Here is a 17,766-nt window from a genome sequence, read left to right as displayed (position 1 = left end):
GAGGATCCCATGGCAGGCGAACCCAAAACCCTCGACGACCTCTTTCTCGATACGCTCAAGGACATCTATTACGCCGAGAAGCAGATCCTGAAGGCGCTGCCGAAAATGGCGAAAGCGGCGCAAGCCGCCGAGTTAAAACAGGCCTTCGAGAAGCACCGCGACGAGACCGAGACTCATGTCGAACGTCTGGCCGATGTGTTCGAGATCCTCGGCAAGGCTCCGCGCGGCAAGACCTGCGACGCCATCCTCGGCATCATCGAGGAAGGCAAATCGATCATCGAGGAGTTCGAAGGCAGCCCCGCCCTCGATGCGGGCCTTCTCGCGGCCGCTCAGGCGGTCGAGCACTACGAGATCGCGCGCTATGGCACGCTGAAGGCCTGGGCGCAGCAGCTCAATCTCGGCAATGCGGCGAAGCTCCTGGATCAGACCCTGACCGAAGAGCTCAAGACGGATCAGACGCTGTCCAAGCTCGGCGAAACGACGGTCAACAAGCAGGCGCAGCCCAAGGCCGCCTGACGCTCTCGCGGCTCCGGGAAACCCGGAGCCGCATTCATTTGCGAGTACGCAATGCCCGACAAATCCGATCCGATTTCGAATCTGGGCCAGTCGTCGTTCTTTACCCGGCTGTCCCAGGCGGTGGCGCGCTACGCGGGAAGCCCCGCCACGTCATCGATCGCCTTCGGCATGATCCTCGTCTGGGCCGTGTCTGGACCCATCTTCGGGTTCAACGACACCTGGCAGCTGGCGATCAACACCTCGACCACCATCATCACCTTCCTGATGGTGTTCATCATTCAGAACAGCCAGAACCGCGACACCGCCGCGATGCAGATCAAGCTCGACGAATTGCTGTCCAAGGTCGAAGGCGCCCGCGAGGAGCTGATGGACCTGGAGGAGCTCGACGAAGAGCACCTCGCCAAGATCCGAGACGAATACGAACGACGCGCCGCAGAGGCTCGCGAGAAACCGGAGTGCAGCGTACCGGGGATCACGTGACACAAGGCAAAGGCCGGGAAGAGTGCGAACTTTCAGATAAGGTGCTGGAGCCCTCCAGATTTACGCGCCTCTCGCAAGCGGCGGCGCGCTGGACCAGCCGCTCTCCCGTTTTGTTCGTCGCATTGGGCGCCATGGGCTTATGGCTCTTGCTCGGGCCCTGGTTCGATTTCAGCCCATCCTGGCAGTTGGTCGCGAGCACCGCCTTCACGGTGATCACCTTTCTGATCGTGCAGACCAGCCAAAACCGGGCGATGACCGCAGTCCAGATCAAACTCGACGAGCTGATTAGCGCCGTGAAGGGCGCGCGGGATGAGCTGTTCGACCTCGAAGATCTCGATGAAGAAGAATTGGAGCGCCTGCAGGCGAAGTTCAGCCGCCGCGCGCAGGAAAAACGCGCCGAGACCGGCACTGGGAAGGAATGAACACATGGATATGTCCTTGTCCTGGCGCACGCGCTCTGTCGAAGCGCTTCCAGGCGCGACATTGCCGGAACTCTCGGAGCTCTCGGAATTGCTGATCCTGGAGCTGATCCGCACCAAGCAGACGATCGCCGTCGCCGAGTCCTGCACTGCCGGAGCGCTGGCCAGCAGCTTAGCTCGGGCGGAAGGCGCAGGGGATGCGCTCATCGGCGGCTTCGTCACCTATACGCCGATGGCAAAGACAAGGATTCTGGCCGTTCCCACCAAGCTGATCGAGGCGCATTCGGCCGTATCGGGGCCGGTCGCCCAAGCGATGGCCAAAGGCGTGCTCGCCCACACGGCGGCCGCCCTTGCTTTGGCTGTCACGGGCGTTACGGGCGCCACCCCGGATGACCGCGGCAATCCGCGGGGACGGGTATTCATCGCAGCCGCGCGGCAGAACGGCGAGGGCATCGAATGTCACTGCGAGTTCGGGCCTTTCCCGCCGCTGGTCCTGCTCGATGCGGCGCTGCGCACCGCCATCGCATTGGGTCTCGACGCGCTAAAATCGCATTGAAGCAGGCCTCCCGGACTTTCTTCGCGAAAGCTCAGAATTCCTCGAACTGATGGAGCGCAAACGCGTTGGACCCTCAACACGGGAGGTCTCCAATGAACGCCATGCGCGAAAACAGCCGGTCCGTTTGGATGGATGTCGAGGTTGCGCCAGACGCTCGCCCACTTGCCAAGGACGCGAGCGCCGACGTCGCGGTCATAGGAGCTGGCATCGCAGGATTATCGATCGCCTATGAGCTTGCGTTGCGCGGACACTCTGCCCTGGTCCTCGATCGGGGACCGATCGCGGGCGGGATGACCGCCCGGACCACCGCGCATCTGGCTCCGATCTGCGACGATTCCCTCTCCGAGCTTCTATCGATGCGCGGCCAGGAGCTCGCCCAGGGATTTCAGGCCAGTCAGAGCGCCGCGGTCGACAGGATCGAATCCATTCAAGCCGAGCTCGGGATCGGCTGCGAGTTCCGCCGCCTGGACGGCATTCTCTTCCTGGATCCCAAGAGCGAGATGTCGGTCCTGGATGATGAGGTCGAAGCTGCCGGCGAGATCGGCGTCACGGTCGAACGCGGCAACGGGCTGCCGCTGCAAACTTTGGACGACCGGCCATACCTGCGCTATCCCGAGCAGGCGACCTTCCACCCGCTCAAATATTTGCGGGGGGTTGCCAAAGCCCTGACGGACCAGGGCGGCAAGCTCCATCCCTTCTCCGCTGTCGAGGAGATATCGGAGGATGAGAGCGGCGTTCGCATCAGGCTTGCTTCGGGCAACACGGTCGCGGCCGCACATGTCGTGGTCGCAACGAATTCTCCGATCCACGATCTCGTCGCTCTGCACACCAAACAGGCGCCCTATCGCACCTATGCGATGGGCTTCGAGATCGAGCGGGATGCGCTCGCCGATGCGCTCTATTGGGATACCGAAGACCCCTATCACTATGTGCGGCTGACCGCGGGCGAAGACGGCAAGGACGTGCTGATCGTCGGCGGCGAGGATCATAAGACCGGCGAGGCCGACGACGCACCGAAGCGCTTCGCTGCCCTCGAAAGCTGGATCAAGACGCTCATTCCCGATCTTGGAGAAGAGCTCTACCGCTGGTCCGGTCAGGTGATGGACACGCTCGATTACGGCGCCTTCATCGGACGCGAAACGGAGAACAGTCGCATTCTGGTGACGACCGGCGATTCAGGCCAAGGGATCACTCATGGCGTCGTTGCCAGCCTGATCATCCCCGACCTCATCGAAGGGAAGGACAACGCGTTTGCGGCCGTATACGACCCGGCGCGCAAGCCGCTCAAGGCAGCGACGACCTTCGTCAGCGAGAACAGCACCGCCATCACAAACATGGCGCAGTACCTGGCGCCGGGTGAACTTGCCTCGGTGGACGAGCTCGAGGCCGGACAAGGCGCGATCATTCGTGATGGCCTCACCAAGATTGCGGCCTATCGGAGCGAAGATGGCACGCTCTATCAACGATCCGCCGTCTGCACCCATCTCGGCTGCCATTTGCAGTGGAACAGCCTGGAAAAATGCTGGGATTGCCCCTGCCACGGTTCGCATTTTGTACCGGACGGCAGCGTACTCAATGGGCCCGCGATAACGCCATTGGCGGAAATCGACGACGGCCAGCATGCCAAGGCGGCCGAATGACCGTCTCCTGGATCACAATCGTAGGTTTCGCCGCAGCGCTTTGCTCGACCATCAGCTTCGTGCCGCAGGCGATCCGGATTATCCGAACCAAGGATACGGTGTCCTTATCGGCGCCCATGTATGTGCTGACGACCACAGGCTTTTGCCTGTGGTTCGCTTACGGCATCGCTCTTGGCCAATGGCCCTTGATCCTCACCAACGGGATCTGCGCGATCCTGGCAGGCTTCATCCTGGTCATGACCCTCGCCACTCCGAAACAAAAGATGCCATTGCGGAGACATTGCAATGATCCATCATCTCTCAGTCGGTTCCAACGACATCGCGCAAGCGCGCGCCTTTTATGATGCTGTCCTTCCCGTCCTTGGCATGCGGCTCCTCGGCAGCTCGATCGGAGCCGCCGATTACGGCACCGCCAGTTTCTTCTTCAGCGTGGAAACGCCCGTCGACGGCAAGCCCGCCACGCCCGGCAACGGCGTGCACATCGCTTTCGCGGCGGGGCGGCGTGCGATGGTCGACCAGTTTTATGAGGTCGCGCTAGCCAATGGCGGACGCGATGCGGGGCCTCCGGGTCTTCGCCCCGAATACGATGCCAACTATTATGGTGCCTTCGTGCTGGACCCCGATGGCAATAAGATCGAGGCCGTCACCTTCTCCAGCAAATGACAATCACGAAAAGGGGCGGATCCCGAAGGACCCGCTCAACCCAATTCGCACTAATACGACGGTTAGCTCTGGCCGCCCATTCTCGCGTAGGAACTTCATGGTCGTCTCATGCAGCGCAGACTGGTTGCATGCTGCAAACGAGCCAGCCCGACAGGTTCGGCCTACCTCCCAGAGCTCCCCGCCCGTTCAAGATCAAGCCCCATAGGGCTCAGCACAGAATACGGCCGAAGTGTCCGTCGCCGTACCAACTTCAGTTGGTTACCGGTCGCGGGAACCACGATGAGCATGCGCGGTTGGATCGCCATAGAGACGCGTTCAGAGCGTCGCACCGCTTTAAGGCAAGCGAGAGGACTATCCCATGGAAAACGGATTCAATGCCATGTCCCATGCTGCGGACGACCGCCGCGGGAGAGGCGCGCGCGCCGAACTCGAGCAGGAGCAAACGTCCGATCGCCTCAAGGCTTACGGCGTAGACACAGACGTCATGGCAGAAGCAGCGACCGAGCGCGCCAGCGAGCTCCAACAGATGATCATGGACGAGGTTCGTGCTCGTCCATTGCGCGCTCTCGGCTGGGCGGCGGCTGCAGGTGTCGTGTTCGGCTTCTGGGCAGCGAGATAGGTCGTGGGTGGGCTCCTGGCCTACTTCGCGCTACGCGCAACAGCCGCACTGAAACGCGCTGCCGTCGTCTATGGTCTAATGGCATCGGGCGCTCTAATCGCAATCTTCGCCTGCGGATATGCGCTCAATGCCGGCTACGTCGCGCTGATGTTTCGCTTCGGTCCCATCGCCGCCAGCCTGACGATAGCCGGAGGGCTGCTCGGAGCAACGGCAGCGTGCTTGGTGACAGCACGCATCATCAGCAGAAGACCTCGGCCAAGGCCCGCTCCCTTGGCCGGTTCGCACGCCCATGTTCATCTGGCGGCACCACCAAGGCCGCGGGCACTCGGCCTTGCAGCCGGATTGGCAGGGGCTTTGACAGTGGTGGCAGCAATCGTCGGCTATCGACGACGCGGATCTTCAAAATCGCAAACCTGAACTTCCGCAGAAGCCGCGAATCACGAGCCCCTCGGAGCCGCGCATCCAAGGCGTTGGTCCGATCCGCGCCTAGAGCAGCGGCTCACCCATAGATGGCGGCGCATCCACGGCGACGCAGCTCAATAGGATCAGTTGCCCGGTGTTGAGGCTGAGATGTCGTAGTGCTGCGTCGGCCCTTCGACACCGAACCCTCGCGGCACGCAGGATCGAAGCCGTAAGCCCGGTGGAGGCGTCATAGCCCGAGCTTTCGAAGTCTGGCCCATCGCTCACTCCGCGGCCTGCGTAAAGGCGAGCGGCGAAGTTGCTGCGCTCGATCGGGCGTCGACCTTGTCGGCGGCTGTCGCTGCCGGCCTGATCCTGAACCAGGCGGCGTAAAGCGCCGGCAGGAAGAGCAGGATGAGCACCGTGCCAACCGCCGTGCCGCCGATGAGCGTATAGGCCATCGAGCCCCAGAAGACCGAATGGGTCAGTGGGATGAAGGCCAAGACCGCTGCGAGCGCGGTCAGGATGACGGGTCGCGTGCGCTGCACCGTCGCCTCGATGACCGCGTGATAGTCGTCCAGACCCGCGATGCGGTTCTCCTTGATCTGGTCGGTCAGGATCAGCGTGTTGCGCATCAGGATGCCAGCGAGCCCGATGAGACCCAGGATCGCGTTGAAGCCAAAGGGTTGATTGAAAGCCAGGAGCGTCGGAACCACGCCTATCAGGCCGAGCGGCGCGGTGAACAGCACCATCGTCATCATCGAGAACGATCGCACCTGGAGCATAACGACGATCAGCGTCACGGCGATCATCAGCGGGAAGATCTTGCCGAGAGCATCGTTCGCCTTGGACGCCTCCTCGATCGAGCCGCCCATGTCGATGCGATAGCCGGCCGGCAGCGCGGCGATCAGCGGCTGGAGAGCGGCCAGCACCTGCTTGGAGACCTCCGGAGGCTGCGTGGCCTCGTTGATCTCGGAGCGGACCGTGATCGTCGGCATGCGATCGCGTCGCTTCAGCATCGGCTCCTCGTAACGGATCTCGGAATGCCCGATTTGATCCAAGGGGATCTGCCGGCCGTCCTTGCTCATGAGGGAAAAGTCGGCGAGGCGCGTCGGGTCGAGACGTTCAGCGCCTGCGCTTCGGGCGATGACCGGTACGTTGCGGATGTCCTCGCGGACCTGCGTGACGGGCACTCCGCTCAGCAGGAACTGGAGCTGCTGGCCGACCCGCGCCGGCGACAGGCCGATCAGGTTGAGACGATCCTGGTCCGGCACGAAGCGAAGAACCGGTGAGCGGTTGCCCCAGTCGCGATTCGTTTCCCTGACGTCGGGGATGCCGCGCATGACCTGCAGGGCCTGCTCGGAGATCTTGTAGAGCTCAGCCGGCTCGGGGCCAATGATGCGAAACTCGACCGGGAACACGGAGGGAGGCCCAAAGACGAACTGCGTGGCGCGGACATAAGCCTCGGGAGCGAGGCCGTTCGAGATGGCTGCGCGCAGGCGCTGCTTGAGCTCTTCGCGGGCATGGGCGTCGGGCGTCAGCACGACGATCTTGGCGAAGGCCGGATCGGGCAGCTCGGGCGACAGCGCCAGGAAGAAGCGCGGCGCGCCCTGGCCGACATAGCTGGTAACGATCTTGGCTTCCGACTGCTGGTTGAGCCAGCGCTCGATCTTTTGGACCGCGGCGGTGGTGGCGTCGATGCTGCTGCCGTCCGGCAGACGGATTTCGACGAGCACCTCGGGCCGATCCGAGGTGGGGAAGAACTGCTGCTTCAGCTCGCCCATGCCGACGCCGGAGAGAGCAAAGGCGACACCGACGATCGTGCAGGTCAGGAACTTGTGGTCGACGGCGAAGGTGATCAGCCGCCGCAGGCGTCGATAGTTCGGCGTGTCATAGATGGCGTGGTGGCCGCCGGGAACGGGCTTGATGTCCGGCAGCATCTTGACGCCGAGATAAGGCGTGAAGACCACCGCGACGATCCAGGACACGATCAACGCGAAGCCGACGACCCAGAAGATGTTGCCGGCATATTCGCCGGCCGTGGAGGACGCGAAGCCGACGGGCAGGAAGCCAGCGATCGTCACCAGAGTGCCCGACAGCATCGGTGCCGCGGTATGGCTCCAGGCATAGGCCACCGCCTTGATGCGGTCCATGCCCTCTTCCATCTTCACGACCATGACCTCGATCGCGATGATGGCGTCGTCGACGAGGAGGCCGAGCGCCAGGATCAGCGCGCCCAGCGTTATCCGGTCGAAGAACCGGCCCGTTTCCAGCATGATGAAGAAGACGGCGGCCAGGGTGATGGGGATCGCCGCGGCAACGACGATGCCGACGCGCCAGCCCAGGCTGAGCAGGCTGACGAGCAGCACTACGCCCAGCGCCATCGCGAACTTAATCATGAATTCATCGACCGACGCAGCGATGTTGACCGCCTGGTCCGTGACCTTTTCGAGCGACATGCCAAGCGGCAGCGTCCGGCCGATTGCGGCGGTCTTATTTTCAAGATCCTTGCCGAGCGTCAGCCCGTTCCAACCGTCCTGCATTACGGCGGCGAGCATGAGGCTGGGCTCGCCCTGATGCCGGATGATGAAGCTCGCCGGATCCTCGTAGCCGCGGCGGACATCCGCGATGTCGGAGAGCTTCAGCGTCCGGCCGCCCGCGACGATCGGCGTGTCGGCGATGGCCTGGACGCTGTCATAGGCGCCGTCGACCCGGATGAAGACGCGCGGACCCTTGGTGTCGACCGAGCCTGCGGGCGTGACCGTGTTCTGCCGCTGGAGGGCGGTGACGATGTCCTGGGCGGAAACGCCGAGCGTCGCGAGCTTCGCATAGGAGAACTCGACGAAGATCTGCTGGGGACGCTCGCCGAGAATGTTGACCTTCTTCACCCCTGGCACATGCAGGAGATCCTGCCGGATGGCCTCCGCCTGCCGGGCCAGTTCGCGCATCGGCATGCCCTTCGCCTTCAGCGCGTAGAGCGCGAAGCTCACATCGGAGTATTCGTCGTTGACGAAGGGGCCGAGCACGCCGGGCGGCAGGTTGCGCGCCTCGTCGGCGAGTTTCTTGCGCGCCTGGTAGAATTCCTCCTGGACGCGGGACGGCGGGGTGGAATCCTTCAGGTTGACCGTGAGATAGGCATAGCCCGGCCGCGTCGTGGTCTCGACACGGTCGTACCAGGCGAGCTCCTGCAGGCGCTTCTCCAGAGGCTCGGCGACGAGGTCCTGCATCTCGCGGGCGGTCGCGCCTGGCCAGACCGAGGTGACGGTCAGCGTCTTGATGGTGAAGCTCGGATCCTCGGCGCGCCCGAGTTTGACGAAGGCATAGGCGCCGGCTGCGACGAGCAGAATGATCGAGAACAGGGTGACGGCCCGTTCGCGGACGGCGATCGCCGAGAGATTGAAGCTCATCGCGAGGCCGCCTTGATGCTCGAGGACGCTCGGACTGGCTGGCCCTCGCGCAGGAGATGCGCCCCGAGTGAGACCATCTGGCGCCCGGCCTGCAGCCCCGAAACGATCGCCGTTTCGCTTGTGACGCGAACGAGACGCACGGGTTGGAACGTCACGGCGGAGGCCGCATCGTTGAGAAGCCAGACGCCGGTCTTCTGTCCGTCGTCCAGAACCGCTCCGAGCGGAATCTCCGTCTCAGCCTCGGTCGCCGTATCGGACAAGCGGATCGTCACGGTCGCGCCCAGTGGCGCCAGCGCAGCCTCGCTTTCGAGGACGTAGCGTGCCTCGTAGGTCCGGGTCTGTGGATCGGCTGAATCGGACAACTGGCGCAAAGTGGCGCGGAAGCTGCGCCCCGCGGCGCCGTATAGCGCCGCCTGCGCGGTGGACCCGAGCGGAGGCCGCATCGTTTCGGGCAGGACCACCAACGCTTCCCGCGGGCCGATTTGTGCGAGACGAACGACCACCTGTCCCGCGGCGACGACTTGCCCGGGCTCCGCCAGGGTCTCGATGATGATCCCGTCCGCATCAGCTACGAGCACGGCATAGGTCCGCTCGTTTTCCGCGACATTCGCCTCGGCTTCTGCTGCAGAGGTCTGGGCCTTGGCGGTATCGAGCGCGGCCTTCGCCTGCTCGTAGCGCTGGGGGCTGGCGGCGAACCCGTTCTTGACGAGGACCGCGTAGCGCGCCTCGTCGGCCGTTGCCTGCGTCAGCACCGCCCGGGCGGCGATGGCCGCGTTGCGCTTGGCCGTCAGCGCCAGCTGCAGATCCGTCTCGTCGACCCGCAAGAGCGGCTGTCCCGCCTTCACCGACTGGCCGACATTGACCAGCCGCTCGACGACCTTGCCCGGGACCCGAAAGCCGAGATTGCTTTGGACCCGTGCGGCGATGACGCCCGTGAAGCGCCGGTCGGCACCGAGGACCGGGCTTGCCGTCGACACGCGGACGACCGGCGGCTCCTGTCGGGGATCGACGGCTACCGAAGGAGCGGACTTCTGCCTTATCAGCAGGACGGCGCCCCCGATTCCAGCGGCGATCACGATGCCACCGACTGCGAGCAGGGCGAGCCGGGATTTCTTTGTCATGACGCGTGCCAAATAGATTGCATTTGACATCTATGACTGGTATAGAGTTCGAACGCAATCTAATTTTTTGGAGCACGGCATGCGGGTCTCCCGGGAGCAAGCGGCACAGAACAGGGAGCGGGTGATCGAGACGGCGAGCCGGCTCTTTCGCGAGCACGGCTTCGACGGCATCGGTCTCAAGGACCTGATGGCGGGCGCCGGCCTGACGCAGGGCGGCTTCTACAAGCAGTTCGCGTCGAAGGACGAACTGGCCGCATTGGCGTCGCGGCAAGCGATCGCCAGTACGGCCGAGCGCTGGTCATCGGCCGCTGCTTCTCGGCCGGATGATCCGCTCTCGGCAGTCGCGGAATTCTACCTCAGCCCTGAACATGTCGCGGAACGCGCCGAAGGATGCGCGTTCGTCGCGCTCGCATCCGACGCGGCACGGCAGGGCCCGGAGGTGAAGGCAGAGTTCGAGGCCGGCATCCGCGCGAACCTCGACATGATCGCAAGTCTGTCCGCAGAAGAAGATCGTGACGCTCTTCTGGCGAAGGTGTCGATGATGGTCGGAGCCGTCATGCTGTCGCGGACGGTCAACGACGAGACGCTTGCGCGCCAGATCCTGAACGCGGCCGGCTCCCAGCTCGCCGACCATGCGAAGCTGCCCGGCGGCAAGCCGGAGGGCGTGCAGTGAGTGCCGCGGAAGCGGCGCTCGACGGATCGTCGCAGGTTTCCCAAACGGGCCTCGACCCGCTTCGATCCGAAGCCCGCGAAGTCGGCGGTCCTATCGTCCTGCTGCTTGCGGGTCTGGCCGCCATCGGCACGCTTGCGACAAACATTATCCTCCCGGCTTTTCCAAGCATGGCGGCCGAGCTTGGCATGACGGGCGCCCAGCTCGGGATTCTCCTCAGCAGCTTCTTCCTCACCTTTGCGCTTGGCCAACTGATCGTCGGACCGCTCTCGGATCGTTTCGGAAGAAGGGCGCTGGTTCTCGGCGGCCTCGCCACCTTCTTGGCGGGAAGTATGATCGCCGCACAAGCTGACAACCTGTTCTGGCTCGTGCTCGGACGGGTCGTCCAGGCCATGGGGGCCTGCGCCGCATCCGTGCTCGCCCGCGCCATCGCCCGAGATTTATTTCAGGGGGAGGCCTTGGGCAGAATACTTTCCCTCACAATGATCGCTGGTGCCGTCGCGCCCGGTTTCTCACCGCTTCTGGGAAGCGTCCTCGTCGATCTGTCGGGCTGGCGAGCGAGCTTCGTGTTCGTCGCCCTCTGTGCGGCACCGCTGGCACTGCTCTACCTGCGGCGGGTCGGCGAGACCCATCCTGTTGACGCCAGGAGCACGCTCGCGCTCGGCAGTGTTGCTGCCTCCTATCGGTCCCTCCTGGTCGACGGTCGCTTCCTGCTGCCGGCGCTCTCGGTCAGCATGGTGCTGGGCGGCTTGTTTAGCTTCTTTGCTGCAGCGCCCGGAGTCCTGATTGGCCAGCTTGGACTGGCGCCGCTCGAAATGGGCTTGTCTTTCGCGGCGACGGTGCTGATCGTCTTTGCGGCCGGGTTCCTGGCGCCTCTGCTTGCGCGGCGCCATGGCGACCGGACCACCGGCCTCGCGGGGCTGATCATCTTCGCCGCCGGCTCGCTGGCGATGGTCGCGGTGGCGTCGCAGCCGACCTACGCGACCTTCACCGCGGCACTTTCGATCGTCCTCTTCGGCATGGGGCTGATCAATCCGCTCGGCACAGCGATCGCGCTGCAGCCATTTGGCCGCCAGGCCGGCTCGGCCTCTGCCCTGCTCGGCTTCCTGCAGATGGGCAGCGCGGCCATCGGTTCGACGCTGGCCAGCGCGATGCCGTTCACGCCGTCGGTCTCGCTCGCCATCGTCATGACGGCAGCCTCGGTCGGCGCGCTCGCGGCCTTCGCTCCCGCCTACCGCGACCGTCCGCGACGCGAAATTCAGCCTTCCGCCATCATCGAAGCGCGGGTCTCGAACGATGCATAGGGGCATCTACTCAAGAAATGCAATATTACTTATCCGCGATCGCAGAGCCACCATTCCTCAGCGCGACAGGATTGGGCGAATGCGCGCCAGATTCTCGATCGTGTGCGCCAGATGAGCCCGCAGCCGGGCGGCAGCCTCCTCCTGGTCGCGGCGCGCGAGACTGTCGAGGATGGCGAGGTGCTCCTCGCATTGGGCGCGGTAACGTTTGCGGTCCAGCATCGAGCGGTAGGAGAGCAGGCGGCGCACGCGATTGAGCCGCCGGATCGTGTCGAGGAAAAACGGGTTGCCGCTCGCGCCGACGATCGTCTCATGGAAGCGCACCCCCCGCTCGTGCAGCGCATCAGCGGAGTCGGTCTCGATCGCGCCCGCGAGCAGCCGCTCCTCGGCATGGCGGCAGGCTGCAATCTGCTCGGGTGGGAGATCGTAGCCCGGCTCGAGCAGAGCCGCAGGCTCCAGGACGAGACGGAGCCGGTAGCTCTGCTCCAGGCTTTCCGGCGTGTTCAGGACCGGCAGAAAGGTCCAGCCATAGCCGGCGCGTCGCTCGGCCCAGCCCTCGGAGCTGATGCGCGTCAACACCGCCGTGAGCTCGGCACGCGTCAACCCATAGCGCTCGCGCAGCTCGGCTTCCGTGATCTGGTCGGGCAGCGCGCCCCCGAGGCGATCCTCGGCGATCCGGAAGTAGATCGCGTCGCGGCCGTCGGTGTTGGCGAGCCCCAGCTCGTCCGCACTGGGAGGCTCGCTCTCGCCGACGAAATAGCCGCGGTTGGGCTCATGGCGCAGCACGCCCTTGCCGGCGAGCAGCTGAAGGGCCTGGCCCACCGGAAAGCGTGAGACGCCGAGACGGGTCGCGAGATCTTGGGCGCGCAGATGCGTCCCGGCGGCGAGCCGCAACTCCCGAATGTCTCCGAGCAGCTTCGCCGCCAGCGTCTCTCCGAGGTCCTGCCTGCTCGCCCGTGCCACGATGCGCTCCCGCCGGCCTGCTGCGCAGCCCGCCAATGAGAGGATCTACCCGAGCCGGGCGGCGATTCGAAGCTTATTTGACGAGGCCGATCGAGCGCAGGACGTCGGCGACGCGGACCTGCTCCTCCTTGAGGAAGGCGGCGAAAGGCTCGCCGGCGAGGTAGTAATCGTCCCAGCCGCGGACTTTCAGCACCTCGACCCATTCCTTCGACTTGACCATCTTGTCGAAGACGGCGGTGAGCTCCTGGCGCTGCTGGGCCGAGATGCCGGGGGCAGCCATCACCGCGCGCCAGTTGACGACCTCGACGTCCATGCCGAGTTCCTTCAGCGTCGGCACATCCGCGCCTTCGAGGCGCTTGCCCGAGGACAGGGCGATCGCCCGCAGCTTGCCCGCCTTGATCTGGCTCTCGAACTCGCCATAGCCCGACACCCCGGCCGTCACCCGGCCGCCGAGCATTGCCGCGAGGGCCTCGCCGCCGCCGGAGAAGGCGACATAGTTGAGCTTGCCGGGGTCGCTGCCGGCTGCCTTCGTCACGAGCGCGGCGAGGATGTGGTCGGCCCCGCCAGCCGATCCGCCGGCCCAGATGAAGCGCGAGGGATCGGCCTTGATCGCCGCGGCCACGTCCTTGAGCGTCTTGTGCGGCGAGTTCTCCGGCACGACGATGACGAGCGGATCACCCGTCAGACGCGCAAGCGGGGTGACCTGGTCGAGACTGACCGGCGCCTTGTTGGTCAGGATCGCCCCGACCATGGTGATGCCGTTCACCATCAGCTGGGAGGGATCGCCCTTCGACCCGTTGATGAACTGGGCGAGGCCGACGGTGCCGCCCGCGCCGGTGACGTTCTGGACCTGCACGCTCCTGGCAAGGCCGGTGCCGGTCAGGACCTGCTGGATCGAGCGCGCAGCGGTGTCCCAGCCGCCCCCAGGTCCGGCGGGAGCGATGATCTTGAGCTCGGCTGGAGCCTGGGCCATGGCCGGAGCTGCGATGAAGGCGGCGGCGCAGGCGAGCAGAAGTCGACGGTCGATCATGAGGTTTCCTCCGGTTATGGTCGGTTTTGGTTGTTGAGCGATGCAACTCAGGCGCGGCGACGTTCCGCCGCCTCGTCGTCACCCGGTGGGTGATCTCGGTGATCGGGCAAGAAGCGCCGCAGGATCAGCGGCAGCATGCCGCCGGCGCGCAGCGTCTCGCATTCGAGCTCCGTTTCGACCGCGAGATGCATCGGAATCGACAGGCGCTCGCTGTCCGAGCGCAGGAGCGTGGCCTGCGTGGCGAGGCGCGGCGCGAGCAGGTGCTCGGGCACCGCGACCTCGATGCGGTCGCCGGGCCGGAGTGACAGACCGGCGCCTTGCGCAGCATCGTCGAAGGTGAGCGGCAGGATGCCCATGCCGATCAGGTTCGAGCGGTGGATGCGCTCGAAGCTCGCCGCGAGCACGGCGCGGGCGCCGAGCAGGCCGAGGCCCTTCGCCGCCCAGTCGCGCGAGGAGCCCGTGCCATAGCGCTCGCCCGCGACGACCACGATGGCTTCGCCAGCCGCATGATAGCGCTCCGCGGCGATCCAGAGCGGCAGGACCTCGCCGCTGGCCACGTGCCGGGTCGACCCCGGAGGCAGATCCGGTTCCAGCCGGTTGACCACAGTGCGGTTGGTGAACAGGCCCCGCAGCATGACCTCCCAATTGCCGCGCCGCGAGGCGTAGACGTTGAGGTCGCGAGGGTTCTCGCCATGCCCGGTCAGCCACCGCCCCGCCTCACTGGCAGCAGGCGTCTGCCCGGCGGGCGAGATGTGGTCGGTGGTGATGTCGTCACCGAGGACGAGGATCGGGTGGGCGCTGAACCGGCCGAGGGAAACCAGCGCGTCGGCGCGGGCGAAGGGAGGCCGGCGCAGATAGGTCGACGACGGGTCCCAGGGGAATTGCGGCGTCGACGGCGCGTCTAGCCCGGCCCAGTTCGCATCGGCCGAGGCACGGGCAAAGGCTTCGCGGAAGTCGCGGCGGTCGAGGCCGGCAGCCAGGGCTGCATCGATCTCCTCGCCCGACGGCCAGAGCTCGGAGAGATGGATCGCACGATCGCCCGCGCGGCCGATCGGCTCGCATGCAAGGTCACGTGTCGCATCGCCAGCCAGCGCATAGGCGACGACGAGCGGCGGCGAGGCGAGGAAGCCCGCCTCGACCTGGGCATGAACGCGGCCGGGAAAGTTGCGATTGCCCGACAGAATCGCGACCGGAAGCGTCTCGCCGGCCGTGACCGCCTGCTCCATCACCGGCAGCAGCGGCCCCGAATTGCCGATGCAGGTGGTGCAACCATAGCCGACGATCCCGAAGCCCAGAGCTTCGAGATCGTCGAGGAGACCGGAGCGGCGCAGGAAATGCTCGGCCGCCGGCGAGCCCGGCGCGAGCGAGGTCTTGACCCATGGCGGCGGGACAAGGCCGAGCGCGCGGGCCTTGCGCGCCACCAACCCCGCCGCGACGAGCAGGCGCGGATCGCTGGTGTTGGTGCAGCTGGTGATCGCGGCGACCGCGACCGGGTGCTTCGGCAAGGCCTTCGTCAGCGTCGTCGGCTGCGGAAGCGCTGCCAGCGCCGCCGGCACGCCGGCGAGCGGCAGCCGGTCCTGTGGGCGGAAGGGGCCGGCAAGGCTCGTCTCGACCGCCCGGAGATCGAGCGCGATCGTGTCGGTGAAGCGCGGCTCGGCAGCCGGGTCGAACCAGAGCCCCTGCGCCCTTGCATAAGCTTCGACCAGCGCGACCGCCCGCTCGTCGCGGCCGGTCTCGCGCAGATAGGCGAGCGTGCGCCCGTCGATGGGGAAGAAAGCGGTTGAGGCCCCGAATTCGGGCGTCATGTTCGCGACAACCGCGCGTTCGCCGGCCGACAGGGTCGAGACACCCGGTCCGAAGAACTCGACGAAGGCGCCGGTCACCCCGCGCTCGCGCAGGAGCTGCGTGACGGTGAGCGCCAGATCCGTGGCGAGCACGCCCTCGCGCAGCCGGCCGTCCAGGCGCACGCCGATCACGTCGGGCAGCCGCATCATCACCGGCATGCCGAACATCACGCTTTCGGCCTCGAGCCCGCCGACCCCCCAAGCCAGCACGCCGATACCATTGATCATCGGCGTATGGCTGTCGGTCCCGATCAGGGTATCGGGGATGGCGACCGTGCGACTCTCGATGACGGTCGTGCCGACAACCGTCGCAAGCTGCTCGAGATTGATCGTGTGCATGATGCCGGTGCCGGGGGGATTGACCCGCACGCCGCGCATCGCCTGCGTCGCCCATTTGAGGAAGCGGTACCGCTCGCCGTTGCGGCGGTATTCGCGCTCCTTGTTGAGGTCGGCGGCACCCGGCACAGCGGAGACATCGACGCCGAGCGAATGATCGACGGAGACGTCGACCGGCAGCACCGGGCTGAGTACACCCGGATCCCCGCCGGCTTCAGCGAGCGCGTCGCGCATCCCGGCGATGTCGACCAGCGCCGGCGTGCATGTGGTGTCATGCATCAGCACGCGCGAGGGCTGGAAGGCGATCTCGGCGTTGCTCGTGCCGGCGATCAGCCAGCCGCGGATCGCCGCGATGGCCACGTCACGCTCGGTCGAGGAGGCCGCGTTGCGCGCAACGTTCTCAACCAGGATGCGGAGAATGTGAGGCAGGCGTCCGTAGTCGACCCCAAATACACCGGCCGCGTCTACCCGGACGTTTTTCTCGATCGGCGAAATCTCTGAGAGCTGGAGCATGGCTCTATTTTGCATATAAGGAATTCAAAATGCAATATCTGTCGATGCAGGCGAGTCCCGATTTCCGCCGAACACTATCGCGCCATCGCGAAGGACGTTGCCTTGGAGGAAGACGAATGCTGCTTCAGCACATCGGCAATCAAGGGCGGTCTCGAACGCACAAGTGTCAAGTCGGGCGCAACGGCATGGTTCCGTTGAGCGCCAACTGCGGACAATGGCACCCTGGCGGGAAGCGGACGTTGCCGCACCGGAGTCGATGAGCATTTCCGACCCACAGCGATTTGGGCGGTCGACGCGAGCAACACGAAGTCGGTTCGGCGCTGCTGACTTGTCCTGTCCGCAATGAATGCCGATCTCCTGACGATGATCCATGAACGCATCAGGGTGATCGACCTGGAGACTGCGGGAGGCGGCCCGCACGACGTCTGCGAGGTCGGATGGCAGGATGTGGCGCGGGACGCCGGTGGCCGTTGGCTAATCAACGAGGAGCGTGGTTCGCTCTTCGTCGATCCCGGCCGCGCGATCTCGACTGACACCATGGCCATCCATCATATTCGCGATATCGACGTGGTGGGTGCTCCATTCTGGAAGCAGATCGCGCCGTCCGTGCTGCGTCCTGAAGGCGGCGTCGTCGCGCTCGCGGCCCATCGGGCCGGCTTCGAGATGCGCTACTGCTCCTCATCGCTGACGGGAGGCGCACGCTGGATCTGCACCTGGAAATGCGCGCTGCGGCTGTGGCCGCATCTTCCGCGCTTCTCGAACCAGATGCTGCGCTATCAGCGCATGCCGGAAGGGCTAGTCCACGAGCTTGGCCTTCCGGCCCATCGGGCGATGCCTGACGCCTATGTCACCGCCCATCACCTGCGCGACATGCTCAACGAGGCATCGCTCGATCAGCTGCTGCTCTGGAGCGGCGAACCCGGGCTCCTCCCGCGCGTGCCTTCCGGTCCGGACCGCGGCAGGAGCTGGGATCAGACTACCGAGGCGACATTGCGCAACTTGGCGCTGGATCGCGACATCGATATCCGCTTTAGCGCCGAGACGGAATTGAGGCGGCGGGGCGAACTTGGCCGCCCGGAGCCATCGAAACCCGCCCAACCGAGCCTGCTATGATCATACGTCCGGCGGGAATGCGTGTGAGGAGGCCAACTGGAACGTCGTTGTGCTCCGGCGGTTAATAGGCCGGGCCCCGAAGGCAGACTTCGGGTACGGATTCTCGGGCATGACATCGGCTTCATCCCCATCGGTCGCGGAATGGCCGCTTCCTTCATCCACGACGCTTGGCTCCT

The 17,766-nt window shown here is 65.3% G+C and carries 16 protein-coding genes; 11 read left to right on the top strand and 5 right to left on the bottom strand.

Features of this window, described 5'->3' with window-relative positions; all coding sequences use genetic code 11:
* Nucleotides 1-9 precede the first annotated feature (9 nt).
* The 8 genes from ACWIGM_RS09835 (at nt 10) to ACWIGM_RS09800 (ending at nt 4,893) form a co-directional block, all read left to right on the top strand.
* A complete protein-coding gene (locus ACWIGM_RS09835) occupies nt 10-516 on the top strand; it encodes a YciE/YciF ferroxidase family protein (RefSeq protein ID WP_454025759.1) in 507 nt (168 codons plus the stop codon).
* A gap of 51 nt (nt 517-567) precedes the next feature.
* A complete protein-coding gene (locus ACWIGM_RS09830; protein WP_454025758.1) occupies nt 568-996 on the top strand; it encodes a low affinity iron permease family protein in 429 nt (142 codons plus the stop codon).
* Nucleotides 972-1,418, top strand: coding sequence for a low affinity iron permease family protein (locus tag ACWIGM_RS09825; protein ID WP_454025757.1), 447 nt, complete (start codon nt 972-974; stop codon nt 1,416-1,418). The genes ACWIGM_RS09830 and ACWIGM_RS09825 overlap by 25 nt, the downstream gene beginning before the upstream one ends.
* Nucleotides 1,419-1,434: 16 nt before the next feature.
* Nucleotides 1,435-1,971, top strand: coding sequence for a CinA family protein (locus ACWIGM_RS09820; protein WP_454025756.1), 537 nt, complete (start codon nt 1,435-1,437; stop codon nt 1,969-1,971).
* A 92-nt stretch (nt 1,972-2,063) separates the two neighbouring features.
* Nucleotides 2,064-3,611 (top strand): FAD-dependent oxidoreductase, encoded by a 1,548-nt coding sequence (locus tag ACWIGM_RS09815; protein WP_454025755.1) that lies wholly within the window; start codon nt 2,064-2,066, stop codon nt 3,609-3,611.
* Entirely contained in the window at nt 3,608-3,955 is a 348-nt protein-coding gene (locus ACWIGM_RS09810; protein WP_454025754.1) for a SemiSWEET family sugar transporter, read from the top strand. Before ACWIGM_RS09815 ends, ACWIGM_RS09810 begins: the two co-directional genes overlap by 4 nt.
* The gene (locus tag ACWIGM_RS09805; RefSeq protein ID WP_454025753.1) at nt 3,897-4,274 is read left to right on the top strand and encodes a VOC family protein; all 378 of its coding nucleotides are present in this window, start codon (nt 3,897-3,899) and stop codon (nt 4,272-4,274) included. Before ACWIGM_RS09810 ends, ACWIGM_RS09805 begins: the two co-directional genes overlap by 59 nt.
* 358 nt (nt 4,275-4,632) lie before the next feature.
* Entirely contained in the window at nt 4,633-4,893 is a 261-nt protein-coding gene (locus ACWIGM_RS09800) for a hypothetical protein (protein WP_454025752.1), read from the top strand.
* Nucleotides 4,894-5,576: 683 nt separating this feature from the next.
* On the opposite strand, the gene ACWIGM_RS09795 is transcribed toward ACWIGM_RS09800, so the two are convergent.
* Both ACWIGM_RS09795 and ACWIGM_RS09790 read right to left on the bottom strand, forming a co-directional pair.
* Nucleotides 5,577-8,699, bottom strand: a complete 3,123-nt coding sequence (locus ACWIGM_RS09795; RefSeq protein WP_454025751.1) for an efflux RND transporter permease subunit — start codon at nt 8,697-8,699, stop codon at nt 5,577-5,579.
* On the bottom strand, nt 8,696-9,820 hold the full coding sequence (locus tag ACWIGM_RS09790) for an efflux RND transporter periplasmic adaptor subunit (protein WP_454025750.1): 1,125 nt from the start codon (nt 9,818-9,820) through the stop codon (nt 8,696-8,698). Before ACWIGM_RS09790 ends, ACWIGM_RS09795 begins: the two co-directional genes overlap by 4 nt.
* A gap of 79 nt (nt 9,821-9,899) precedes the next feature.
* Between ACWIGM_RS09790 and ACWIGM_RS09785 the strand changes: the two genes are divergently transcribed.
* Both ACWIGM_RS09785 and ACWIGM_RS09780 read left to right on the top strand, forming a co-directional pair.
* A complete protein-coding gene (locus ACWIGM_RS09785) occupies nt 9,900-10,493 on the top strand; it encodes a TetR/AcrR family transcriptional regulator (RefSeq protein WP_454025749.1) in 594 nt (197 codons plus the stop codon).
* On the top strand, nt 10,490-11,794 hold the full coding sequence (locus ACWIGM_RS09780; protein WP_454025748.1) for a multidrug effflux MFS transporter: 1,305 nt from the start codon (nt 10,490-10,492) through the stop codon (nt 11,792-11,794). Before ACWIGM_RS09785 ends, ACWIGM_RS09780 begins: the two co-directional genes overlap by 4 nt.
* 57 nt (nt 11,795-11,851) lie before the next feature.
* On the opposite strand, the gene ACWIGM_RS09775 is transcribed toward ACWIGM_RS09780, so the two are convergent.
* The 3 genes from ACWIGM_RS09775 to acnA form a co-directional block, all read right to left on the bottom strand.
* A complete protein-coding gene (locus ACWIGM_RS09775) occupies nt 11,852-12,754 on the bottom strand; it encodes a GntR family transcriptional regulator (protein WP_454025747.1) in 903 nt (300 codons plus the stop codon).
* 73 nt (nt 12,755-12,827) lie between these two features.
* Entirely contained in the window at nt 12,828-13,784 is a 957-nt protein-coding gene (locus ACWIGM_RS09770) for a Bug family tripartite tricarboxylate transporter substrate binding protein (protein ID WP_454025746.1), read from the bottom strand.
* A gap of 47 nt (nt 13,785-13,831) precedes the next feature.
* Nucleotides 13,832-16,477, bottom strand: a complete 2,646-nt coding sequence (acnA, locus tag ACWIGM_RS09765) for an aconitate hydratase AcnA (protein WP_454025745.1) — start codon at nt 16,475-16,477, stop codon at nt 13,832-13,834.
* Between the two features lie 363 nt (nt 16,478-16,840).
* Between acnA and ACWIGM_RS09760 the strand changes: the two genes are divergently transcribed.
* Nucleotides 16,841-17,590, top strand: coding sequence for a 3'-5' exonuclease (locus tag ACWIGM_RS09760; RefSeq protein ID WP_454025744.1), 750 nt, complete (start codon nt 16,841-16,843; stop codon nt 17,588-17,590).
* The last annotated feature ends 176 nt before the right edge of the window (nt 17,591-17,766 follow it).

Source organism: Allobosea sp. NPDC055332 (genome assembly GCF_053645455.1).
Note: the sequence above shows the minus strand (reverse complement) of the source record. Positions and strands in the feature narration are given on the sequence as shown.